The sequence below is a fragment of the Billgrantia kenyensis genome, assembly GCF_013697085.1.
Lineage (GTDB): Bacteria > Pseudomonadota > Gammaproteobacteria > Pseudomonadales > Halomonadaceae > Halomonas > Halomonas kenyensis.
In genome coordinates this window covers 62,505-84,820 of record NZ_JACEFT010000019.1, presented here as the reverse complement: position 1 = coordinate 84,820, position 22,316 = coordinate 62,505, and the positions used below count along the sequence as shown (strand labels likewise).

The window sequence follows — 22,316 nt, the reverse complement described above, 5'->3', positions numbered from 1 at the left end:
CACGACATGCCGTTCGAGCAGATCAACGAGGCGTTCGAGCTGCTGCACGCGGGCAAGAGCATCCGCACGGTACTGCACTATTGACAGGTAACAGGCATCCGCTGCCGCGCGGCTGACGCTATCCGTCCGAAGTCGCGTGGCAGATGACTGTCCTCTGCAATGCCAGTCGCTTGCCATTGAGAAGCGAGGGTAAGGAGACCGAACCATGACCATGACCGAACAGATCGAGCTGGTCTCGTCGAACAAGAGCTTTGGCGGGTGGCACAAGCGCTATCGCCATCGATCGCGTGCGCTGGACTGTGAAATGGAGTTCGCGGTGTTTCTACCGCCACAGGCCGAGACGGAGCGCGTGCCGCTGCTCTGGTGGCTTTCTGGCTTGACCTGCACCGACGAGAATTTCATGCAAAAGGCGGGGGCGCACCGGGTGGCGGCCGAGCTCGGCATTGCCATCGTCTGCCCCGATACCAGTCCGCGCGGCACTGATCTGCCGGGCGAGCATGAAAGCTATGACTTCGGCTCAGGGGCTGGGTTTTACGTCAATGCGACCCAGGAACCCTGGAAACAGCATTACCGCATGTATGACTACGTGGCCGAGGAGTTGCCCTCGGTGGTGCGCCAGCATTTCCCGGTGAACGGTCGCGAAAGTATCAGCGGCCATTCGATGGGCGGCCACGGGGCGCTGATCATGTCGCTGCGGCGTCCTGGCCACTATCGTTCGGTGTCGGCCTTCGCACCGATCGTCAACCCCACCCAGTGTCCCTGGGGGCGCAAGGCCTTCCGAGCGTACCTCGGCGACGACCCTGGCGCCTGGACACAGTATGATGCCTGCGAGCTGGTGGCGAAGGGGGCCTCGAGCCAACACCTCTACGTCGACCAGGGTGAAGCGGATCAGTTTCTTGAAGAGCAGCTCAAGCCCGAGCGTCTCGAGGCCGCTTGCGAAGCGCACGACCATCCCCTGACGCTGCGCCGGCATCCGGGGTATGATCACAGCTACTTCTTCATCGCCAGCTTCATCGAGGATCACCTGCGCTACCATGCGGAGCACCTTTTTAAACGCTGACGCGCCCTGCCCCACGGGCGCTTCATGATACGCGCCCTACTGCGAAACGTGCTGCGCTGGGCGGCCCTTGCCGGGGCCGCCTTCGTGCTGCTGTCCATTCTTGCCGTGCTGATGCTGCGTTACGTCCCTGTTCATGGCTCCATGGTCATGCTGGAGCGCAAGGTAGAGGCATGGGTGGCGGGTGAGCGACTGCCCATCCAGCAACAATGGCGACCTTGGGATGAGCTGTCCGATCAGGCCAAGCTGGCGGTCATTGCTGCTGAAGACCAGCGCTTTCCTCATCATCGAGGTTTCGACGTCGACGAAATGCGTCGGGCCTGGCAGGCGAGCCGTAACGGAGGGCGCCTGCGTGGTGCCAGTACCATCAGCCAGCAGACGGCCAAGAACCTGTTCCTGTGGACGGGGCGTAGCTGGATGCGCAAGGGACTCGAGGCCTGGTTCACGGTCCTGATCGAAGCGCTATGGCCCAAGCAGCGCATCCTCGAGGTCTATCTGAACATTGCCGAGTGGGATCATGGCGTGTTCGGACTGGAGGCGGCCGGGCAGCACTATTTCGGCGTCTCGTCCGATCGCATCAATGAAGCGCAGGCCAGTCGCCTGGCGGCGATCCTGCCCAACCCGCGGGCCTGGGATGCCAGCCGCCCCGGCCCCCATGTCGAGCGCCGCAGCCAGTGGATACGCCAGCAGATGCGCAACCTGGGCGGGGCGCGCTACCTGGATCAGCTCAATGCAGACTGATCCGTGCCTGTCCTACCGGACCTGGCCGCGAACCGCGAGAACGACCCCGGCAATGGTGATGGCCATGCCCACCAGCGCCGCCAGCGGCAGGCGCTCATCGAACAGCCACCAGGCCTGAAGCGCGGTCACGGGTGGCACCAGGTAAAACAGGCTGGCCACCCGCGAGGCTTCGCCGCGGCGGATCAACGCCATCAGCAGCAGGATGGCGGCGATGGAGAGCACCAGCACCAGCCAAGCCATGGTCAGGATGAACGTGCCCGTCCATTCGATGCTGCGTTCCTCCAGCAGCAGGGCACCCAGCCCCAGCACGACACCGGCGGCCAAGTACTGCACTACCGTGCCGGAGAGCAGCGGCATGCCGGTACAGAAGCGTTTCTGATAGAGCGTGCCCAGGGTGATACCGGCCAGGGCAACCAGGACGCAGGCCAGGGCGTCGAGACCGAAGCCCTGGAATAGCATCGCCCCTGGGTCGAGTTTGCTGCCCAGCACCAGGGTAATACCGGCCAGGCCGAGTGCCAGCCCCAACCACTGAGTAGCCGAGATTCGCTCGCCAAGCAGGGGGCCCGCCAGGGTTGCAGTGAGCAGCGGCTGCAGGCCGACCAGGAGCGCCGTGAGGCCGGCCGGCATGCCGAGATAAATGCCGTAGAAGACACCGCCCAGGTAGGCCCCGTGCACCAATAGTCCCGATACGGCGATATGGCCCTTGAGCCGCCAGCCAGTCGGCCAGCCGCTTGCCATCAATTTCACCAGCGGAACGAGCAGGGCAAGAGTGAGCACGAAGCGAATGAAAAGGAAGGTAAAAGGCTCGGCATGCGGTAGTCCGAACTTGGCGCCAATGAACCCCGTACTCCACAGGGCCACGAAGAGCACCGGCATACTGGCCAGCAGCGCAGCATCGAGACGGGTATTGGCGGGGGTCGACATCGAGCGGGCAATCCTTGAGCACGGTTGTTGAAGCCTTTGAAGATACTGGGTTGGCGGGGCGAGCGAAAGATAGCAGGTTAACTTTTTTAATAGAGTTATCCGCAACATGCGCGATTCATCATAAATTACATTCCGTAACATAATATTCTGAACTCTCAGCGCGCCACTTCGTCAGACTCACTACATTCACAGCAACACCCTCTGGAGGTATTCATGCAACGGATGACTGCACTGTTCTCGGCCGCCCTGCTCACCGCTGGGCTGATGGCTGTACAGGCACACGCCCAGCAAGACCCTGCCCAAGACCCGGCCGCTCAACCGCAAGCGCAGGCACCCGCGCAGGACTTCTCCGATGATCAGCTCCAGCAGTTTGCCGATGCTTCCCAGGACATCGCTGTGATCTCCCAGGAGTACACCGAGCGGTTGCATGCTGCCGAAGATGAGCAGACCCAGCAGGAAGTTCGCATGGAAGCCAACGATCGGATGGTGGAAGTGGTCGAGGATAACGGTCTCGATGTGGATACCTTCAATGCCATCGGGCATGCCATACAGCAGGATCCCGAGCTGATGCAGCGTGTTCAGCAGATGGCCGAGCAGTCGTAACGCGACCCTCGTTCGTCTGACGTGAGAGGCCACCTTCGGGTGGCCTTTCTTGTGTCATTCGTATAAAGCCCCTTACCCTGCAGACAGGAAATACTTCTGGTCGACAGCGGGAGCCCGATGGCACATGGCAGCGGAACTACTTGAGATTCGTCAGCACATGGGGCGCTTCCCACCCTTCGATGCCCTCGATGACGACTTGCTCGACGAGGTGGCAGGACAGGTCGAGGTGGGCTACTTCAAGGCGGGAACGGACATCCACCAGCTCGACCAGGAGCTGCACGAGCTCTGCTACATCCGCAGCGGCGCCGTGGAGGTGCGGCGACGCACGGGTGATCTCTACAATCGCCTGGGAGAGGGGGATATCTTCGGCCATTTCAGCCTGCTCAGGAACAACCGCGTTCGCTTTCCTGCACGCGCGCTGGAAGACACTCTGATCTACCATATTCCCGAAGCCGTCTTCGTGCGCCTCTGCGAGGCCGACGAGCATTTTGCCGACTTCGTCGAACTCGAGCGCCCACGGCTGGAAGCGGCGGTAGAAGAGAGCAAGCAAGCCAACGACATGATGATCACCCGGGTGCGCAAGTTGCTGACCCGCTACCCGGTCATGGTGGAGGCTGGCGCCACGGTGCAGGAAGCAGCCCGTCAGATCACCGTGGCCCAGGCATCCGCGGCACTGATTCTCGACGAGCCCGATGGCGATCCGCGCTACACCTTCACCGACAGCCAGGACCGCCCCTGGCGGCTGCGCGGTATCCTGACCGACACCGACTTTCGCACTCGCATCGTAGCCGAGGGGTTGCCCCCCGACACTGCGGTGGGTGAGCTGGCGGGAGAGCGCCTGATCACCATTCAATCCGACGAATCGGTGCATGAGGCAATGCTGTGCATGCTGCGTAACAACATCCATCATCTGCCGGTGCTCTATCGTCGGCGGCCGGTGGGTATCCTGCATCTCTCAGACATCATTCGCTACGAGACCCACAGCAGCCTCTATCTGGTCAGCAATATCTTCAACCAGTCGAGCGTCGAGGGCCTGTCGCGGCTGGCGCCGGACGTGCGTGCGGCCTTCGTGCGCATGGTCGAGGAGGGGGCCAACTCGCAGATGGTCGGTACCGCCCTGTCCACTATCGGCCGCAGCTTCGTACGCCGCTTGCTCGAGCTGGGTGAAGAGATGCTGGGGCCACCGCCGGTAGCGTACTGCTTCATGGTCAATGGCTCCATGGCACGCAACGAGCAGACCATCGTCACCGATCAGGATCATGCCATGATCCTGGCCGACGACTTCGATCCGGCACGGCATGACGACTACTTCGCCAAGCTGGCAGCGTTTGTCAGCGACGGTCTGGCGGCCTGCGGCTACACCTATTGCAAAGGCGACGTGATGGCCACCAATCCGAAGTGGCGCCAGCCCCTGTCGACATGGAAGCGCTACTTCAGTGAGTGGATCGACTCCCCCACGCCGAAGCGATTGCTGCACAGCTCGATTTTCTTCGACCTCGATAGCGCTTATGGAGAGGAGGCCTACGTCGAGGAGCTGCAGGACCTTATCTCCCAGACTGCGCCGCGGAGCCCCCGTTTCCTGGCTGCCATGGCCCGCAATGCACTCAACAGGACGCCACCGCTGGGCTTCTTTCGCACCTTCGTGATGGAAAAAGATGGCAAGCACAATAACTCGATCAACCTCAAGCGGCGAGGAACGGCTCCCTTGGTCGACCTGGTACGCGTACATGCGTTGGCGTGTGGCTCTAGCGCTCAGAACAGCTTCGAGCGGCTGGACGACATTGCGGCCACTCAGCTTCTGGCACCGGGAGTCGGCGACAAGCTGCGCTATGCCATGGAACTGCTCTCCATGGTGCGTATTCGCCACCATGTCATCGATCTGCAGCAGGAGCGTGAGCCGGACAACAATATCGAGCCGGAAAACGTCGCCGACAGCGAGAGGCATCACTTGAAGGATGCCTTTCAGGTGCTCAACCATGCACAGAAATTCCTCAAGTACCGCTACCCGCTCCCCGCCCAGGCGGGACGGGGGCGCTGAGCATGCTGTCCCATCGCCTGGCGTCGCGCTCGTCGGGAGCGCAGTGGCCGGCCTACCTGCAGCAGCGCGCCGCCGAGGTGAAAAGCCCACTGCTCAAGGCCTTTTTCGCTGCCGGCTGCCCCGACCCCGAAGCGCCGATCGGCGAAGTGCCTCTGGTGGCGCTGGACCTGGAAACCACCGGACTCGATGCCCAGCGTCATGCCATTGTCAGCATCGGGCTGGTGCCCTTCAGCTTGGAGCGTATCCCGTTGGCGCAGCGGCGCTACTGGGTGGTGCATCCCAGTCGAACGCTATCCGACACCTCAATCACCCTGCATCGCATCACCCACTCTGAGGTGGCAAGAGCGCCCGATCTCATCGAGATCCTGCCGGAAGTTCTGGACATATTGGCCGGTCGCCTTGCGGTGGTGCACTTCCGTCACATCGAACGGCCGTTTCTCGATGATGCGATCAAGGCGCGGCTCGGGGAGGGGATGCGTTTTCCGCTGATCGATACCATGTCGCTGGAAGCGAGGCTGCATCGACTCTCGTACTGGGCACGCCTGCAACGCTGGATGCGGCGCCCGCCGGTTTCGATACGCTTGGGGGACAGTCGGCAGCGCTATGGCCTGCCGGTTTACCAGGGGCATCATGCACTGATCGATGCGCTGGCCACGGCCGAGCTGTTTCAGGCTCAGGTGGCCAGGCACTACGACCCGTCGACACCGGTTGGACAGCTGTGGAGCTGACTCGATGGGCCACGGCACCGGGCTTGTCGGCTCATAGCCAGAGCTCGGCGAAGGTCACTCCATCCACGGGGCGTCCGAAATGGAAACCTTGCACGCCGCTGCACCCCAGGGCACGCAGGGCCTCGGCCTGCTCCGCTTCCTCGACCCCCTCGGCCACGGTCTGCATGCCAAGGTTCTTGGCCATCGCAATGATGGTAGAGACGATGGCATGGTCGTGGCTGCTCTTGAGCATGTCCCGTACGAAGGACATGTCGATCTTCAAGGTGTCGGCGGCAAAGCGCTTGAGGTAAGTGAGGGAGGAGTAGCCCGTCCCGAAGTCGTCGATTGCCAGGCTGAAGCCTGCCTCGCACAGGGCCCGAGTGATGCGCACCGTCTGCTCCGGGTTTCGCATCAGGCCGCTTTCCGTCAGCTCCAGTCCAAGCTTGCCCGGCAGGACCCGCGTGGCGATGCGCAGGATATGCTCTGCCAGGCGTGGGTCGTCCATCTGCTGGGCGGACACGTTGACGCACAGTCGGCCGGGAAATGGCTTGCCCTGTTGCTCCCACGTCAAGAGCTGCTGGCAGGCGGCATCCAGTACCCACTCGCCCAGGGAGCAAATCAGCCCCTGCTCCTCGGCCAAGGGGATGAAGGTGGCAGGGCTCACCTGGCCCAGGATGTCGTCATGCCAGCGGCACAGGGCCTCGGCGCCGATCAGTTTGCCTGTGTTGAGACAGAACTGTGGCTGGAAGGCCAGTGAGAGCTTGTCATTGGCCAAGGCTTCGCTGAAACGCAGCTGAAGTATCTCGTGCTGGTGGAGTTCGTCCACCATGGTGGTGGTGAAGAACCGGGTGCGGCTGGGGTCATGCTTGGCATGGTTCAGGGCGATACTGACGTGCTGGAACAGCGACTGGGCAGTGTCGGCATCGCGGGGGAAGAGAGCGGCCCCGACGCTTGCCGATACTGAAAAGCTGCGCTCCGCCAGCTGGATGGGCGGCAGTAAACTGTTGCGGTAGCGCTCGACGGCATGCGCCATGGCAGCTGGCCGGGTGTCGGTGAGCAGCACCATGAATTCATCACCACCCAGGCGAGCGACAAACTCACCGGGATCCGACTGGGCAGTCAAGCGGCCGGCTATCTCGGCCAGGATCTGGTCACCGAGTTCATGGCCCTGGGTATCGTTGATCTGCCGAAAACGCTGCAGGTCGAGGTAGAGCAGGCCGAGGCAGGTATCTCGCAGGCGAGCCTGTTCGCAGGCGTCTTCCAGGCGTTCCATGAAGCTGCGTCGGTTGGGCAGCCCCGTGACGCTGTCCCAGTAGATGAGCTGCTGGATCCGGTAGTCGCTGCTGCGCCGCTTGTCCTCTTCGGATCGGCGCGCCATTTCGGCGCCCGACTGAGCGGCGGCAATGCGCAGCACCTCCGGGCCATAGGAGGCAAGGTCGAGCGGGCGGCTCGACAGCACCGCCAGCAGACCGATGAGGTGGCCTTGGGGCGAGCGTAGCGGAACGCCCACGTAGCTCTCGACCCCCAGCTCCTGCAACATGGCATCGTCCGGGAAGCGCTGACAGACGCCTTCGGTGAATTCGCACACTTCGTCGCTCAGTACGGATTCGCAGGGCGTGCCAGCCAGCGTGTAGACGGTAGCGGGCTGGAGCGTACCGTGCGACCAGAATGCGACGGTACGGATGGTGGCATTATCGGAAAGCAGCTTGCCGACAAGCACATGCTCCGCATCGAAAATGGAGGAGATCCGTTCGACAAGGTGGTCGAACGCCTGGGGAGTGCCGGCCTTGCCCAAGCCATCGGCGAGCAGACGAAAGGCGTCTTCGGGTGCCATCATGGGCGTAGAACGGCTCCTTTGGCATAGTTGTAATAGTATTCACGAAATATGCCCGAACCGATAGCGGGTTGCTAGTGGTCGGATGGAACATGAACCACTTGACGGGCGGGAATTTTTTCCTCACGGGGCATGAGCGCAACGCATATTCGCCGCGTGGAATACCCCTTGGCTGGCCGGGCTTGGCATATTCACCGTTGAACGAGGCGGCCCTTCGGGCCGCCTCGCCAATGGTGGCATGGCGCTCAGCCGCGCGGCTCGCTCATCAGGCCCTTGATGATGGAGTAGCAGCCCACCAGCAGCACCAGCGTGAAGGGCAGTCCCGTCGACACCGCCATTGCCTGCAGGGCGACCAGGCCGCCGCCCAGCAGCAGCGCGATGGCGATGACACCCTCGATGATGGCCCAGAACACTCGCTGAGGCTTGGGGGCATCGACCTTGCCGCCGGCCGTGATGGTGTCGATGACCAGCGAGCCGGAGTCCGACGAGGTGATGAAGAACACCACCACCAGCACGATGCCTACGAACGAGGTGATGGCGGTCAGGGGCAGCTCGCCTAGCATGACGAAAAGCTGCAGCTCGAGGGCCGCATCGCGGACGCCTTCGAAACCGGCACCGGTCAGTTGATCGATGGCGGTACCGCCGAAGGCGGTCATCCAGAGTACCGACACCAGCGAGGGGACCAGCAGCACGGCGATCAGGAACTCGCGCACGCTGCGTCCGCGGCTGACACGCGCGATGAACATCCCGACGAAGGGCGACCAGGAGATCCACCAAGCCCAGTAGAAGGCGGTCCAGCCCTGGGAGAAGTTGGCATCCTCACGGCCGAACGGGTTGGAGAGGGCCGGCAGGTTGACCACGTAGGCGCCCAGGTTCTGGAAGAATCCGGTCACGATCATCAGGGTTGGACCCACCAGGATCACAAACAGCAGCAGCAGGACGGCCAGCCCCATGTTGATTTCCGAGAGCCGGCGAACCCCCTTGTCGACGCCGGCCATGATCGACACGATGGCCACTGCCGTAATGCCCAGGATCAGCAGCACCATGGTGGCGTCTCCCTCGGGCAGGCCGAAGAGGTGGCTCAGACCGGCCGAGGCCTGTGAGGCCCCAATCCCCAGCGAGGTGGCCAGTCCGAACAGGGTGGCGAACACCGCCAGTATATCGATGATGTGCCCGGGCCAACCCCACACCCGCTCGCCCAGCACCGGGTAGAAGACCGAGCGCATGGTGAGCGGCAGGCCCTTGTTGAATGAAAAGATGGCCAGGGCCAGCGCCACGATGGCGTAGATGGCCCAGGGGTGAAGGCCCCAGTGGTAGATCGTGGCCGCCATGCCCAGGGTGGCCGCAGCTGATGGGTCATCCGCGGCAGCACCCAGCGGCGCCCAGTCGGTGCGCACCCCATCTTCGACGGTGGTGCCCCCCAAAGCCGCGCTGAAGTGCGACATCGGCTCGGAAACGCCATAGAACATCAGGCCGATGCCCATGCCGGCGGCAAACAGCATGGAGAACCAGCCGGTATAGCTGAAGTCCGGTGTGGCGTTCATGCCGCCGATGCGTACCTTGCCCAGCGGAGAAGCGATCAGGACCAGGCACAGCAGCACGAAGATGTTCCCGGCCAGCAGGAAGAACCATGAGAGATTGCCGGTGAGCCAGTCGCGCAGGGCGTTGAACAGCGGTTCCACCTCGGCCTGCAGGGCAAGGGTCAGGACCACGAAGAAGACGGTGACCAGCGCCGAGATGGTGAACACCTTGCCGTGCAGGTCGATGTTGAATCCCAGCTTGTCCGTGGCCAGGTTGTCCTGACCGATGACGTAGTCGGTGTCGATGAGGTTGGCCGGCCCCTCCGGGGCCGGGACGCCTTCCGAGGTCTCTGCCTCCTTGGCGCGTTCGTCGCGAGGATGGTTGTCCACGTTACGCTCCCGTTGAATGGTTGGATGTGGTTGTAATGGTAGTGGGCGGATCAGCTGCGTTCAGGTCTGACCAGAAAGACCGAGACATCGGTGTGGGTCGCTATCTTGCCCCCGTGAGAGGGTATGATCACGTCCAGGTGCTTTGGTGGGTGGGTTGGCATGACGACGAGGTCGGCGCCCACGTCCTTGATCGCGTCGATCAGCAGGTCGTCGAGGTCAGCAATGGGGTCGGCGCTGCTGATGGTGTGTGCGCTGACGGGCTGGCCATGCACGGCCGCACGCCGCTGGGCAAACTCTTCCAGCTTGCGGTGATACTCTTCCGGCGTTCTGGCCACGCTCCCCGGGGCGGTCGAGGTCACCCCCACGTAGCAGACTTCAGCCTGGTAGTGGCGGGCAAGATCGGCCACCGCCTGCAAGGAGGGCTCGATGACCTCCAGGTGGGCAAGATCGATCGGCACCATGATTTTGCGGTACATGTCGTGCTCTCCAGGTTCACGTGAATGGAAGGTTCGACGGTCGTGCACGCATTTCGACACAACGTGTAACAAGCTTGGCTGGTCTGGCCATACATGCCAAGCCAATGGGACACGTTCGATGTGAACAAGAATTGTACATGGTGATGCTCGGCTTTGCCGAATCGTGCCCAGGGAACTTGGAAGAAGGAACGGCATGTTGGTGAGGTGGGGCTAGGTTATCCAGCGCAAGGCGGGCTCCGGTGGATTGGCATATATCGCAGCGCAAAGTGTCTTTTGGTGAGCCCGCGTAACCATTGCGTTAAACGAAATTTTCGATTTTGTCCACACAGGGTTCAACGCTGTTTGGACTTTGCCAGAGTTGCGGCAGCCTCTTGGAGAGAATAGGGTCTTATCAATCCAATAAGAACAAAGGCCAGCTCAGGTGCGAAGCGTCGCCGTTTCGCTGCCCATGGCCGTCAATGGAACTCTGCATGAACGAAAGCCTGCAACAAGAACGTCACGATAGCGCAAGGGAAGTTCCGAGCGATACGCCTCCCCCATTTGCTCGCTTCATCAATGTCCAGAAGAGCTATGACGGCATCGAGCTGGTGGTAAAAGGGTTCGACCTCGATATCCACAAGGGAGAATTCGTCACTTTGCTGGGCCCTTCCGGGTCGGGCAAGACCACCTGCCTGATGATGATGGCGGGCTTCGAGACACCTACCCACGGGCAGATCCTGCTCAAGGGAAATCCCATCAACGATTTGCCGCCGCACAAGCGGGGTATCGGCATGGTCTTCCAGAACTATGCCCTTTTCCCGCACATGTCCGTCTCAGAGAATCTTGCCTTTCCTCTCGAGGTACGTCATCTCTCCAAATCGGAGATCAAGCAAAAGGTGGCGCGCGCGCTGGCCATGGTGCGTCTGGAAGACTTCGGTGACCGTCGCCCGGCGCAGCTTTCCGGTGGCCAGCAGCAGCGTGTGGCCCTGGCCCGCGCGCTGGTGTTCGAGCCCGAGCTGGTGCTGATGGATGAGCCGCTAGGGGCACTGGACAAGAACCTGCGTGAGGAAATGCAGTACGAGATCAAGCGTATTCATGCCGACCTGGGAGTGAGCATGATCTATGTCACTCACGACCAGACCGAAGCCCTGACCATGTCCGACCGCATTGCCGTGTTCAATGATGGCGTGGTCCAGCAGCTTGCCGCTCCTGAAACCCTCTACGAGGCGCCCGAGAATGCCTTCGTCGCGAATTTCATCGGCGAGAACAACCGCCTGTATGGCGAGGTTACCGAGATGGTCGGCGAGAAATGCCTGGTACGCCTCGACAGCGGAGAAACGGTACAGGCCAAGCCGGTAGCCGCAGGCGGCATTGGCGCACGTACCACGCTGTCGCTGCGCCCCGAACGTGTTGGCATCGTGCTGGATAGTCAGTCCCCTGGCTTCGATAACTGCTTCCATGCCGAGGTCAGGGAGGTTATCTATCTCGGCGACCACCTGCGTACGCGAGTCAGCGTTTGCGGTAACGACGAGTTCATTCTCAAGACGCCCAATGCGCAAGGGCACTCTTCGCTGAGGCCGGGCCAGTCGGTCGAGATCGGCTGGTCCAGCAGCGACTGTCGGGCGCTGGATGCCTGACAGGCTTCGGTCCTGTTGCTGTTTCAACAAGTACAACAAGCATGGAGAAAGGCGATGAAACACTACCAACAAAAAGCGGGAAAGCCGGCGATGAAACTGATCGCATGTGCCGTGGCAGGCGTCTCGGTGCTGGGGGTGGCAAGCGTGGTGCAGGCCCAGCAGACACTCAATATCGTCTCCTGGGGCGGTGCCTACAGCATGAGCCAGGAGCGCGCCTACCATGAGCCCTGGAGGGAGAAAACCGGCGACGACATCGTCAATATCGATCGCAGCGCGAATGCCCTGGCAGGCTTGCGAGCGCAGAGCCAGGCGGGCAACGTGACCTGGGACCTGGTCGACATGCTGCCTGCCGACGCCATGATTGCCTGTGCCGAAGGCCTGATCGAGCCGCTCGATCATGATGAGCTGCTGGCCGAGGCACCGGACGGTACCCCGCCCAGCGAGGATTTCGTCGATGGCGCCCTGGGTGAGTGCTTCGTGGCCTCGATCGTCTACTCCAACATCGTGGCGTTCAACAGCTCGATGTTCCCCGAGGACCAGCAGCCCAGCACCATCGAGGACGTGTTTGACCTGGAGAATTACCCCGGACAGCGCGCCCTGATGCGCCGCCCGATCAACAATCTGGAATGGGCGCTGATAGCCGACGGCGTCGACCGTGACGATGTCTACGCCATGCTCGAGACCGAGGAGGGCATCCAACGCGCCTTTGCCAAACTCGACACGATCAAGGATCACGTGATCTGGTGGGAGGAGGGTGCCCAGCCCCCGCAGCTGCTGGCCGACCGTGAGGTTGCCTTCGCCTCGGCCTACAACGGCCGCATCTTCGATGCCATGGTAAGCGAGAACCAGCCCTTCGAGATCATCTGGGATGCCCAGGTCTTTGAACTCGACGGTTGGGTGGTGCCGACCGGCAAGCTGGACAAGGTGCGTGATTACCTCTACTTCGCCACCGACACCCAACGGCTGGCCGACCAGGCCCAGTACATCTCCTACGGCCCGGCAAGACTCTCTTCTTCCGAGTACGTCTCGACCCATGCCGAAACCGGCATCGAGATGGAGCCCCACATGCCGACCTACGAGCCCAACTTCGCCACGGCGATCCAGAAGGACGACGAGTTCTGGGCCGACTACAGCGACGAGCTCAATCAGCGCTTCGACGCCTGGCTGGCTCAGTAAGGCGTGATCGCCGCCCGGCCACTCGGCCGGGCGGACGTGCACAGCTTTCGTCATGCTGCTTTCTGGAGGGGCCGAGTGTCCGATTCTCCCGCATCCCCATTGACGACCGCCGATGGCGTTCCGCTCAAGATCAGCCTGCGCCGCGCCGTGAGGCGCTCGAAGTTGAAGGCGTTCCTACTGGTGTCCCCACTGCTGCTGTTCCTGGTGATCGCCTTCATCATGCCGATCGGCGAGATGCTGTGGCGCAGCGTCGACAATCCCGAAGTCTCGACGCACCTTTCGCGGACGGTCGATGCACTGGAGGGCTGGGACAGGGAGTCACTGCCTGGAGAGGAGGTGTTTGCAGCGCTGGCCGAAGACCTGCGCGAGGGCCAGCAGGCACGCAACCTGGGTTTGTTGTCGAGTCGCCTGAACTACGAGAAGTCGGGCATGCGCTCGGCCATCACGCGTTCTGCCCGCGGCCTTGGCGCTCTCGAGCCGCCTTACCGGGAGGCGTTGATAGAGCTCAATGCCCACTGGGGCGACCTGGACACCTGGAAGCTGATCGAGCGTGAGTCCTCGCCGTTGACGCTCAGTTACTATCTCGCGGCGGTGGATCGTCAACTGACACCGGACGGTGAAATCGTCCGGGCTCCGGAGACACAGCGCCTGCACGTCAACCTGTTCTGGCGCACCCTGTGGATGAGCCTGGTGATTACCGGCCTGACACTGCTGCTCGGCTATCCGATTGCCTTCCTGCTTGCCAGCCTGCCGCTGCGCTACTCCAACCTGCTGATGATACTGGTTCTGCTGCCGTTCTGGACCTCGTTGCTGGTACGCACCACGACCTGGATCGCCATCCTGCAGTCCCAGGGCGTGCTCAACGACATGATGGTTGCGCTGGGCGTGATCGCCGACGAGGCACGTTGGCAGATGATCCACAACAAGACCGGCACCATCGTGGCTATGACCCATATCTTGCTGCCGTTCATGATCCTGCCCCTCTACTCGGTGATGAAAACCATCCCGCCGAGCTACATGCGAGCGGCGCGCTCGCTAGGCGGTCGTCCTTTCCTCTGCTTCCGCCGGGTCTACTTCCCGCTGACCATTCCTGGGATCGCGGCGGGCGGCATCCTGGTGTTCATCCTGTCGATAGGCTACTACATCACGCCGGCGCTGGTGGGTGGCCAGTCGGGTCGCTTCATCACCAATTACATTGCCTACCACATGCAGACCTCGCTCAACTGGGGACTGGCGGCAGCGATCGCTTCGATCCTCCTGTTCGTGGTGGTGGTCTTCTATCTGGTCTTCAACCGCATCATCGGTGTCGACAAGGTCAAGCTGGGGTAACTCGATGGCCATTCCCTCCTATGCCACCCGTGGCGAGCGCATCTGGCACTATGTCTTTCTGGGCATCTGCGCGCTGATCTTCCTGTTTCTGGTGGGGCCGCTGCTGATCATCATTCCGCTATCGTTCAACGCCCAGCCCTATTTCACCTTCACCCAGGAGATGCTGACCCTGGACCCGGCGGGATTCTCGCTGCGCTGGTATGAGGACTTCTTCACCTCGCGGGCCTGGCTGAATGCGATCAAGAACAGTTTCATCATTGGCATCGCCTCGACCATTCTGGCGACTATCCTGGGCACCGTTGCGGCATTGGGATTGTCGAGCCGGCACATGCCGGCACGCAGTGCCATCATGGCGCTGCTGATCTCACCCATGATCGTCCCACTGATCATATCGGCAGCGGCGATGTTCTTCTTCTTCTCCAAGGTCAACCTGGCCCAGACCTATCTCGGCGTGATTCTGGCGCATACTGCGCTGGGGATTCCCTTCGTCGTGATTACCGTCACGGCAACGCTGTCCAGCTTCGATACCACCCTGATCAAGGCGGCCCACAGCCTCGGCGCCAACCCGACGCGAACCTTCTTCAAGGTGGTGCTCCCTCTGGTGACCCCGGGGGTGGTGTCCGGCGCCCTGTTCGCCTTCATTACGTCGTTCGACGAGGTCGTAGTGGTGTTGTTCATCTCGGGGCCGGAGCAGCGCACCATGCCGATCCAGATGTGGTCGGGTATCCGCGAACAGATAAGCCCGACGATCCTCGCGGTGGCGACACTGCTGGTGCTGCTCTCGATGATGATGCTGACGACGCTGGAGCTGTTGCGGCGGCGCAGCGAAAGGCTGCGCGGCGTCACGCCGGAATAGGGTGGAACCACTCGCTACCCAGCTTCACTCCCCGAACAGACAAGCCGGAGACGTCATGGACGCCTCCGGCTTGTCTTGTTCTGCGGTATTTCTGCTGTAGCAAACAAGCCCATGTGTCAGTTTTAGCCATGAATTTTGCGGCTTTTTGGCCAGCTGAGCAGGCTGGGGTGATTGAGTAAGTTTTTGATAATTTTGGTATGTTAGAAAAAATGGCAAGACTGGCACGCGGCGTGCTGCTCCCTAGGTGACGGATGATCAATCAAGGGAGAGATCTTATGAGCCATGACCTGAGAGAAAGCGTGTTCACCAGGCGCTTGCCTGCCTTGGCTGCAGCAGTGGCTCTAGCATTGGGTACGCTGTCGCTTGCCGGCTGCGGCAATGACGATGATGAGCTGCCGCCAGTGGAACAAGAGAGTCCGGCGATGGAGGAGCAGACCTCCCCGATGCAGGACACCACGGAAGACCCGGGCATTGATCAGACCGGTACTGCAGGCGGTGATGGTGCAGAAGATCCTGCCGCCGCGCCGGAGCAAGAGGGCGACATCACTCCGGAGCAGGACCCGTTACCGGAAGCCGAGCAAGAGCCGGTGCCCGATGAGGACGAACTCGAGCAGCAGCTTGACGGTGAACAGGACACCATGGATCAAGGCCAGGAAAACGATCCCTTGATCGATGATGAGCAAGAGCAGTAAGCAAGAGTAGTAAGGGCGGCAATGAATGCCCCCTCGTTAGGAAACGCTGCCAGAGGAAGGTGTTTCGCTGCCATGGACGGCGGCAGAGGGCAGGAGGCCCAAACACGTCGCAAGACGAGACCGCAGGAGGTGGAAGTATGATGTCCAAGGAATTTCTGAAGAAGCTTGGTGTAGTTGGTGTGACCATGGGGCTGACTGCCAGCCCGTTTGCACTGGCCCAGCAGACCCAGACCCAGCAGGACGATTTCCAGACTCAAGAGCAGGCCCAGGATCCCGCCGACGCTGTTGAAGGCGCGCCGGGGGCTGAGCCCACGCCGGGTACGGATGCAGCAGCAGATACAGGGCCTGGTGCAGACCCCGCGCCGATGGAGGATGGTGTGGCGCCGGGTGAAGCCGACGTCGATGAGATACCAGGTACTGGCACTGATGCGGGCGTAGGAACCGGCACTGATGCGGGCGCAGGAGCCGGCACTGGTGCAGGTGTTGGCGCTGACCAGGGTGAAGCCGAGACCGCGCCAGGCGCAGTGGATGGAGCTCCGGGCGCCGAACCTACCCCCGGCACTGATGCTGCCCCTGGCACTGGCACTGGACCGGGTGCTGATCCCGCTCCGATGGAAGATGGTGTAGCGCCGGGCACCGCACCCGCAGACCCCGCTGCACCGGGCGCCCAGCAGGATCCGACCGAGCCGGGTGTCCAGCAGGAAGGCGAGCCCGGGTTTGGCCAGGATCAGGAGCCGGGCTTTGGCGAGGATACCGAGCCGATGCCGGGCAACGATGAGTATGATCCCACTGCACCGGGTGCCGATGACGGCCAAGCAGGTCCCGGAGCTACCGGCACGACCAGCAATCAGTAAGCGAATTGCAAGCTGAGCAGCGGGCTCCAAGGGATTATTGATGTCCGCTGAGAATGGGAGAGGCTGGCTAAGGAAAGCCGGTCTCCCTCACTGCAACCTCAACACGCGCAATTCACTGACGGCCCGCCACCCTCCCCCCTTGCACCGTCAGCGGAATTGCATGGCGTGCTTCGCCCCCGAGCTCCCACGGGGGCTTTTTTGTGCGCTGTTGTTGGCCATTGCTGTTAACCAGCGAACCTGCAGTGGGGAAGGGCAGTGTGTCGCTACTCCTCCTCCAGGCGCCGATAGAGCGTACGCCTGGCGATGCCGAGGATGTCGGCAGTGCGCCTCTTGTTGCCTCCCGTGGCTTCCAACACCTTCTGGATGTAACGCTTCTCTACCTCTTCCAGGCTTGGCCAGCTTTGCTGGCTGGCTACCAGGGCATTACCTGCCCCAAGCTGATGTACCGCACTGCGTTGTTCCTGACCATGCTGGCGAATTCGCTCCGGCAGGTCGGCGTGACTGAGTAAGCCTTCCTCGGCCAGGGTCACAGCACGCATGATGGCGTTTTCGAGTTCGCGCACATTGCCCGGATAGGAGTATTCGAGCAGTGTCTGAAGCGCCATGGGCTCGATGCGATCGATCTGCTTGCCCTGCGCCCCGGCGTGTTTTTCGATCAAGGCCGAGATCAGCCGCTCGATGTCGCCCTGTCGCTCGCGAAGCGGGGGTATACGTAGCGAGAACGTTTCCAGCCGATAGAAGAGATCGCTGCGGAAATTGCCCCCTTCGATCTCCTGTTCCAGGTCACGGTGCGTCGCGGCGATGATGCGAACGTCAACCGCCTCCTCCTTTTCGGCACCCACCGCCTTGACCCTCTTCTCCTGCAGGGCGCGCAACAGCTTGGCCTGCAGCCCTGGCGACATTTCGCCGATTTCGTCGAGGAAGAGGCTGCCGCCATTGGCCGCCTGGAACAAGCCCTGGCGTGAATCGCTGGCACCGGTGAAGGCGCCTTTCACATGGCCGAAAAACTCGCTCTCCATCAGCTCCGACGGAATGCTTGCGCAATTGATGGCGATGAAGGGCTCGCCGGAGCGTGGGCTTTCGGCATGGATGGCCCGTGCCAGTAGCTCCTTCCCGGTGCCGCTCTCGCCCAGAATAAGGATAGGAGCATCGCTCTTGGCCAGCCGGGCAGCATCGTGGAAAAGAGCCTGCATCGTTTCGCTCTCTCCAACGATGCCATGGAAGTGCCCCGGCGGCTGGTCCTGCTGGAAGCGCTCTGCCAGGCGTCGGTTCTCCAGTACGCGGAATACCGCTTCGCCGACGCTTTCCAGATCCAGCGGCTTGGTGAGGAAGTCGTCGGCACCGATCTTGAGCGCCTCGACCGCCTGATCGATCGTGCCGAAAGCGGTAATCACGATAAAGCCCAGGCGACTGCCCTCATGGCGCAGCTGCTCGAGCAGCTGCATCCCCGTCATGCCGGGTAGGCGCACGTCACTGATCACCAGGGCCACTTCACTGTGGCTCAGGGTGACCAGGGCATCTTCTGCGCTGCCTACGCCGAGCGTCTTATAGCCGGCTTCCTGGAGCTCCTCTTCGAGCAGTTCCAGGATAGCGGCGTCATCCTCGACCACGAGGATGGGAAATTCGGTGTGGCTGTAGCTCCCTGTCACGTGCCATTTCCTCCTTAATCCGTATCGTTCAGCGGCAGGCCGATCTCGAATCCGGCCCCCCCCAGTCCGCTGTCGAACACCCCGATGGTGCCGCCATGATCGTTGATGATCCGGTGTACCATCGAAAGCCCCAGACCGCTGCCCTGGCCGACTGGCTTGGTGGTGTAGAAGGGGTCAAAGACCTTCGACTTGGCCTCGTCGGGAATGCCCGGTCCGTCATCTTCAATCAACAAAGTCAACCAGCCGTCTGCTTCCCGGGTGTGGATGCGCACCCGCTTCACTCCGGCCTGTGCTGCGTTGCGCAGAAGGTTGGTCAAGACCTGGATCAATTGCTGTCCATTGGCCAGCAAAGGGGAGCTGGACGAGGGGAGCTCGAGCTCCAGCCGAATGGCGTTGCGCTCGAAGTCCTCTTCAACCAGCTCGTGTGAAGTCTGGATCAGTTCTGCCAGATCGAGGGGCTCCTTCTCGACGTTGTGGCGTCGCCCCAGCTCCATCAGCTGGCGCACGATTTCGACGATACGCTCCACTTCACCGCGAATGCGCCCGAGCTTGGCTCGGTCGGCATCGCTGAGAGTATCGCGTCGCGCCAACCGCTGGGCCTGGCCGTTGATCACCGTGAGCGGTGCGCCGATCTCATGTGCGACCCCGGCAGCGAGCACGCCAAGCTCGGCAAGTTTTTTCGACTTGCGCAGACGTTTTTCCAGTTCGATCTCCTTGCGCCTGCGTGCCTCGATGTCGGCATCCTTCTCGGCCATGGCATCCAACATCCCGTTCAGCGCCACGGCCAGGCGACCGTACTCCTGAGGGCCTTCGGCCTCGGCGCGCTGCTCTCGGTCGCCAGCCTCGACGCGCTGCATGACGCTGAGGATGCGCTCCAGCGGGCGCTCGATATGACGCCGAAAACCCCACCAGATGCCAAAGACGATGCCGGCGGCCCCCACGACGAAGGCCAGCAGGGCCAACTGGCTGAGGAAGCCGGTATAGTTCTCGATGCCGGTATTCAGCCGGTTGACCTGCAAGACTCCCTGGACCTCGCCGGTGGGGGAGAGCAGCGGTTTGAGCACCGAGTAGTAATGCCAGCCCTCGTGTTCGCGGTATGCCGAACGCATTTCACCCTGCTCGGCTACCTCACGAATGGTCTGTGGGCTGAACAGGGCCTGGCCCAGGCCCAGCCCGTAGATTTCGCGCCCGCTGGCGTCGAAGACATAGGCGCCATAGATGCGGTGAAAGGAGAACGCCGAGTAGAGCGACTCCTCGAGTGGCTCGGTCGCATCTCGAGCCATGGCGTGGCTCAAGGTGGTGCCGATGACATTGGTGATTACCTGGACTTCACGCTCCAGGCGTGTGCTGACATTTTCCTCCAGTGACTTGATGGCCACCAGGCTGAAGATGAGCAGCACGAGAAACAGCGGTGCGATGACCGAGATAAGGATCAGGTTGCGTAGGCGCATGGCGACTCGCGGACGGCGTTTGGCGAAAGCGGCGCCAGGCAGGCGGCCCGGTGCCGGACCCGAAATCAATCCACTGGCCTCAGCCGATAGAGACTGCCTTGCGACTCATCGTTGACCAGGTAGAGGTAGCCGTCCACTCCCTCACGGACATCGCGTATGCGGCCGATCTGTCCGTCGAGCAGGACCTCGCTATCGACAAGCTCGCCATTTTCCAGCACCAGGCGGTGTAGCTGCTCGCTGCGCAACCCGCCGGCAAGCAGGTTTCCCTGCCACTCGTTGAAGTTGTCGGAGGTGACCTCGGTCAGGCCGGATGGCGCCAGGGTGCCTTCGAAGACGTGCACTGGGTCGCGCATGCCGGGCAGCGAATCGGCGCCGATGGGCTGGCCGGTGGAGTAATCGCGCCCCAGGCTGACCTCAGGCCAGCCGTAGTTCTCGCCGGCTTCGATATGGTTGAGTTCATCGCCGCCCCGTGGCCCGTGCTCAGTGGCCCAGATCTCGCCAGCCTGAGTGACGACCAGGCCCTGGATATTGCGGTTGCCGATGCTGAAGAGCTCGTCGAGGGCGTCGCCATCGTCGAGGAAGGGGTTGTCGTCCGGGACGCCACCGGTCTCGGTCAGGCGCAGCACGCTGCCGGCATGGTCGCCTTTGTCCTGGGCGCGGGGCGGCTGGCTGCCGCGGTCGCCGATGCTCATCAGCAGGGTTCCGTCGGGCAGCCATGCCAGACGAGAGCCGTAATGGCGCCCTGGGCCTGAGGTGCGATCCTGCGCGAAGAGTGGCTCTACCTCCACCAAGGCATCTTCTTGTATGCGACCGCGAGAAAGCGCAGTGGCGGTTCCATTATTCCCAGCTCGTCCGCGTGTGAGCCTTGCCAGGATGCTGGGGTTTCCAGTGCTCCAGGTGAAATAGAGCCAGTCGTGCTCGCCGTCGCCGTAGCGAGGATGCAGCACCACGTCGAGCAAGCCGCCCTGGCCTCGGGCGCTCACTTCGGGAACATTGGCCAAGTGAGTCAGACTACCGTCTTCATCGACCAGCGCCAGGCGTCCCGGCCGCTCGGTGACCAGGAATCGGCCATCAGGCAGTTGGGCCACGGACCAAGGGTTCTCGAGGCCCTCGGCGATGCGCTCCAGACGTAGATCGAAGTGCTCGGTGGCGATGCGCTCTTCGACTACCTCTGCGGCCTGGGCCATGCCGAGGCTGCCGATAAGGCCTGTCAGCAGGGGAAGAGCCAGCCGCTTGCCTGCATCATGCATGATAATTCTCCCTTGCAATTGGATACCGCCCCATCAGGTAGAGACTCCTGGGCGGCTCAGGTGTTCCCTTCACCTGCCCGATCCTGCACGCAGCTACATCAGGATAGCCAGCAACACTGGCAGATAGATCAGGGCGAGTAATGTGGAGCAGAACACCAGGCTCGCCACATACTCCGGTTCGCGCTTGGCGCGCTGAGCGAACAGGTAGTTGAACACCGCCACCGGCATGCTCATCTGCAGTATCAGGATGCCGAGTGCCAAGGGCGGCAGGCCAACCAGCATACCGATGCCCCAGGCCAACAGGGCGGCAACGGGAAGCCTCAGCACGCTGAAGCCGATACCCGACTTCAGGTTGCTGACCTTGATGCTGGCCAGCGAGACGCCCAGCGTGATCAGCATCAGTGGCACGGTGAAGCCCGAGATCAGGTCCACGCTATTGGCCAGCCACAGCGGCAGCTCGGTGTCTGTCAGCAGCAGGGCCAGTGCAATCAGGATAGCGTAAACCGTCGGAGTCCTGACCAAAGTTCTCAACGGATTGCCGGTGCTGGCAAAGATGGCGCCGAGGGTGAACTGAAAAAGCGAGACGGTCACCATTATCGTGATGCCAAAGGCAAAACCGGCGCTGCCGAAGGCATAGAGAACGACGGGCAGGCCCATGTTGCCGGTATTGGGATACATCATGGGGGCCAACAGTACCCGCCAGTCGCGCTTGAGCAGGCGCGCCATGGCGAAGGTAGCGGCTCCCATGCAGATCATCACCAGTGCGGTGGCCAGCATGGTGCGCCCAAAGCTGTCGGCATCGATCTCAGCACCGGTGAGGGAGGCGATGACCAGTGCCGGCGTCCCGATGTTGAAGACCAGGCGGGTGACAAAGTCGACGGGGTAGGGGTGTCCCAGGCGAATCCAGGTAAAGCCGAGGCCAGCGCCGGCCAGTACAGGAGCCATCACGGCAAATAGGTCGGCGAGCATCGGTCATCCTTGACGGTGAGAAAGCTCAGTATTGTCGTGAAGAGTGATGAGGTGATGCAAGTTCGCCCCGCGTTGCCCGACGTCGAACATAACGTTGTCGGCTAGACTGGTGTGTCTATGTTTGCCAATGATTATCATTACTTGTCATGCCGAGGCGATTTCCGCCCGGTCTAGATCAATACCG

The 22,316-nt window shown here is 61.9% G+C and carries 19 protein-coding genes; 11 read left to right on the top strand and 8 right to left on the bottom strand.

The genetic code is table 11. The features are described 5' to 3' along the window. Nucleotides 1–205: 205 nt before the first annotated feature. Together fghA and mtgA are read left to right on the top strand one after the other, a co-directional pair. Entirely contained in the window at nucleotides 206–1,060 is an 855-nt protein-coding gene (fghA, locus tag H1D44_RS14570; RefSeq protein ID WP_181515585.1) for an S-formylglutathione hydrolase, read from the top strand. Between the two features lie 24 nt (nucleotides 1,061–1,084). After that, on the top strand, nucleotides 1,085–1,798 hold the full coding sequence (gene mtgA / locus H1D44_RS14565) for a monofunctional biosynthetic peptidoglycan transglycosylase (RefSeq protein WP_181515584.1): 714 nt from the start codon (nucleotides 1,085–1,087) through the stop codon (nucleotides 1,796–1,798). A 12-nt stretch (nucleotides 1,799–1,810) separates the two neighbouring features. Here the strand turns inward: mtgA and H1D44_RS14560 are convergent, their stop codons facing one another. Then, nucleotides 1,811–2,722 carry a DMT family transporter gene (locus tag H1D44_RS14560; protein ID WP_181515583.1) on the bottom strand — a complete coding sequence of 304 codons (912 nt, stop codon included), beginning with the start codon at nucleotides 2,720–2,722 and terminating at the stop codon, nucleotides 1,811–1,813. 213 nt (nucleotides 2,723–2,935) lie between these two features. Between H1D44_RS14560 and H1D44_RS14555 the strand changes: the two genes are divergently transcribed. From H1D44_RS14555 to H1D44_RS14545, 3 genes are all read left to right on the top strand, one after another. Continuing rightward, entirely contained in the window at nucleotides 2,936–3,325 is a 390-nt protein-coding gene (locus H1D44_RS14555) for a DUF4168 domain-containing protein (RefSeq protein ID WP_181515582.1), read from the top strand. 124 nt (nucleotides 3,326–3,449) lie between these two features. After that, entirely contained in the window at nucleotides 3,450–5,363 is a 1,914-nt protein-coding gene (locus H1D44_RS14550) for a DUF294 nucleotidyltransferase-like domain-containing protein (protein WP_181515581.1), read from the top strand. 2 nt (nucleotides 5,364–5,365) lie between these two features. Continuing rightward, nucleotides 5,366–6,091, top strand: a complete 726-nt coding sequence (locus tag H1D44_RS14545; RefSeq protein ID WP_181515580.1) for a 3'-5' exonuclease — start codon at nucleotides 5,366–5,368, stop codon at nucleotides 6,089–6,091. 31 nt (nucleotides 6,092–6,122) lie between these two features. Here H1D44_RS14545 and H1D44_RS14540 read toward each other — a convergent pair whose 3' ends face one another. The 3 genes from H1D44_RS14540 to H1D44_RS14530 all read right to left on the bottom strand — a co-directional run bounded on the left by H1D44_RS14540 (nucleotide 6,123) and on the right by H1D44_RS14530 (nucleotide 10,290). Continuing rightward, the gene (locus H1D44_RS14540) at nucleotides 6,123–7,907 is read right to left on the bottom strand and encodes a putative bifunctional diguanylate cyclase/phosphodiesterase (protein ID WP_181515579.1); all 1,785 of its coding nucleotides are present in this window, start codon (nucleotides 7,905–7,907) and stop codon (nucleotides 6,123–6,125) included. A 242-nt stretch (nucleotides 7,908–8,149) separates the two neighbouring features. Continuing rightward, on the bottom strand, nucleotides 8,150–9,814 hold the full coding sequence (locus tag H1D44_RS14535; protein ID WP_181515578.1) for a BCCT family transporter: 1,665 nt from the start codon (nucleotides 9,812–9,814) through the stop codon (nucleotides 8,150–8,152). Nucleotides 9,815–9,864: 50 nt separating this feature from the next. Beyond that, a complete protein-coding gene (locus H1D44_RS14530) occupies nucleotides 9,865–10,290 on the bottom strand; it encodes a universal stress protein (protein ID WP_181515577.1) in 426 nt (141 codons plus the stop codon). 470 nt (nucleotides 10,291–10,760) lie between these two features. Between H1D44_RS14530 and H1D44_RS14525 the strand changes: the two genes are divergently transcribed. From H1D44_RS14525 to H1D44_RS21200, 6 genes are all read left to right on the top strand, one after another. After that, a complete protein-coding gene (locus H1D44_RS14525; RefSeq protein WP_181515576.1) occupies nucleotides 10,761–11,906 on the top strand; it encodes an ABC transporter ATP-binding protein in 1,146 nt (381 codons plus the stop codon). 90 nt (nucleotides 11,907–11,996) lie between these two features. Beyond that, a complete protein-coding gene (locus H1D44_RS14520) occupies nucleotides 11,997–13,082 on the top strand; it encodes an extracellular solute-binding protein (RefSeq protein ID WP_181515575.1) in 1,086 nt (361 codons plus the stop codon). Between the two features lie 75 nt (nucleotides 13,083–13,157). Beyond that, on the top strand, nucleotides 13,158–14,411 hold the full coding sequence (locus H1D44_RS14515) for an ABC transporter permease subunit (protein ID WP_181515574.1): 1,254 nt from the start codon (nucleotides 13,158–13,160) through the stop codon (nucleotides 14,409–14,411). Nucleotides 14,412–14,415: 4 nt separating this feature from the next. Then, nucleotides 14,416–15,267 (top strand): ABC transporter permease, encoded by an 852-nt coding sequence (locus tag H1D44_RS14510; protein WP_181515573.1) that lies wholly within the window; start codon nucleotides 14,416–14,418, stop codon nucleotides 15,265–15,267. A gap of 275 nt (nucleotides 15,268–15,542) precedes the next feature. After that, on the top strand, nucleotides 15,543–15,959 hold the full coding sequence (locus tag H1D44_RS14505) for a hypothetical protein (RefSeq protein ID WP_181515572.1): 417 nt from the start codon (nucleotides 15,543–15,545) through the stop codon (nucleotides 15,957–15,959). A 137-nt stretch (nucleotides 15,960–16,096) separates the two neighbouring features. Next, nucleotides 16,097–16,813 carry a hypothetical protein gene (locus H1D44_RS21200; RefSeq protein WP_181515589.1) on the top strand — a complete coding sequence of 239 codons (717 nt, stop codon included), beginning with the start codon at nucleotides 16,097–16,099 and terminating at the stop codon, nucleotides 16,811–16,813. Between the two features lie 263 nt (nucleotides 16,814–17,076). Here the strand turns inward: H1D44_RS21200 and H1D44_RS14495 are convergent, their stop codons facing one another. From H1D44_RS14495 to H1D44_RS14480, 4 genes are all read right to left on the bottom strand, one after another. Beyond that, on the bottom strand, nucleotides 17,077–18,462 hold the full coding sequence (locus H1D44_RS14495) for a sigma 54-interacting transcriptional regulator (protein ID WP_181515571.1): 1,386 nt from the start codon (nucleotides 18,460–18,462) through the stop codon (nucleotides 17,077–17,079). Between the two features lie 14 nt (nucleotides 18,463–18,476). Then, complete coding sequence (locus tag H1D44_RS14490; RefSeq protein ID WP_181515570.1) at nucleotides 18,477–19,913, bottom strand: sensor histidine kinase; 1,437 nt, start codon at nucleotides 19,911–19,913, stop codon at nucleotides 18,477–18,479. Nucleotides 19,914–19,978: 65 nt separating this feature from the next. Further along, nucleotides 19,979–21,163 carry a PQQ-dependent sugar dehydrogenase gene (locus H1D44_RS14485; RefSeq protein ID WP_181515569.1) on the bottom strand — a complete coding sequence of 395 codons (1,185 nt, stop codon included), beginning with the start codon at nucleotides 21,161–21,163 and terminating at the stop codon, nucleotides 19,979–19,981. Between the two features lie 93 nt (nucleotides 21,164–21,256). Then, entirely contained in the window at nucleotides 21,257–22,132 is an 876-nt protein-coding gene (locus tag H1D44_RS14480; RefSeq protein ID WP_181515568.1) for an AEC family transporter, read from the bottom strand. Nucleotides 22,133–22,316 lie beyond the last annotated feature (184 nt).

Coding starts and splice junctions, on each gene's coding strand:
- fghA (WP_181515585.1), top strand. CDS start 206: ATGACCATGACCGAACAGATCGAGCTGGTCTCGTCGAACAAGAGCTTT.
- mtgA (WP_181515584.1), top strand. CDS start 1,085: ATGATACGCGCCCTACTGCGAAACGTGCTGCGCTGGGCGGCCCTTGCC.
- H1D44_RS14560 (WP_181515583.1), bottom strand. CDS start 2,722: ATGTCGACCCCCGCCAATACCCGTCTCGATGCTGCGCTGCTGGCCAGT.
- H1D44_RS14555 (WP_181515582.1), top strand. CDS start 2,936: ATGCAACGGATGACTGCACTGTTCTCGGCCGCCCTGCTCACCGCTGGG.
- H1D44_RS14550 (WP_181515581.1), top strand. CDS start 3,450: ATGGCAGCGGAACTACTTGAGATTCGTCAGCACATGGGGCGCTTCCCA.
- H1D44_RS14545 (WP_181515580.1), top strand. CDS start 5,366: ATGCTGTCCCATCGCCTGGCGTCGCGCTCGTCGGGAGCGCAGTGGCCG.
- H1D44_RS14540 (WP_181515579.1), bottom strand. CDS start 7,907: ATGATGGCACCCGAAGACGCCTTTCGTCTGCTCGCCGATGGCTTGGGC.
- H1D44_RS14530 (WP_181515577.1), bottom strand. CDS start 10,290: ATGTACCGCAAAATCATGGTGCCGATCGATCTTGCCCACCTGGAGGTC.
- H1D44_RS14525 (WP_181515576.1), top strand. CDS start 10,761: ATGAACGAAAGCCTGCAACAAGAACGTCACGATAGCGCAAGGGAAGTT.
- H1D44_RS14520 (WP_181515575.1), top strand. CDS start 11,997: ATGAAACTGATCGCATGTGCCGTGGCAGGCGTCTCGGTGCTGGGGGTG.
- H1D44_RS14510 (WP_181515573.1), top strand. CDS start 14,416: ATGGCCATTCCCTCCTATGCCACCCGTGGCGAGCGCATCTGGCACTAT.
- H1D44_RS14505 (WP_181515572.1), top strand. CDS start 15,543: ATGAGCCATGACCTGAGAGAAAGCGTGTTCACCAGGCGCTTGCCTGCC.
- H1D44_RS21200 (WP_181515589.1), top strand. CDS start 16,097: ATGATGTCCAAGGAATTTCTGAAGAAGCTTGGTGTAGTTGGTGTGACC.
- H1D44_RS14490 (WP_181515570.1), bottom strand. CDS start 19,913: ATGCGCCTACGCAACCTGATCCTTATCTCGGTCATCGCACCGCTGTTT.
- H1D44_RS14485 (WP_181515569.1), bottom strand. CDS start 21,163: ATGCATGATGCAGGCAAGCGGCTGGCTCTTCCCCTGCTGACAGGCCTT.
- H1D44_RS14480 (WP_181515568.1), bottom strand. CDS start 22,132: ATGCTCGCCGACCTATTTGCCGTGATGGCTCCTGTACTGGCCGGCGCT.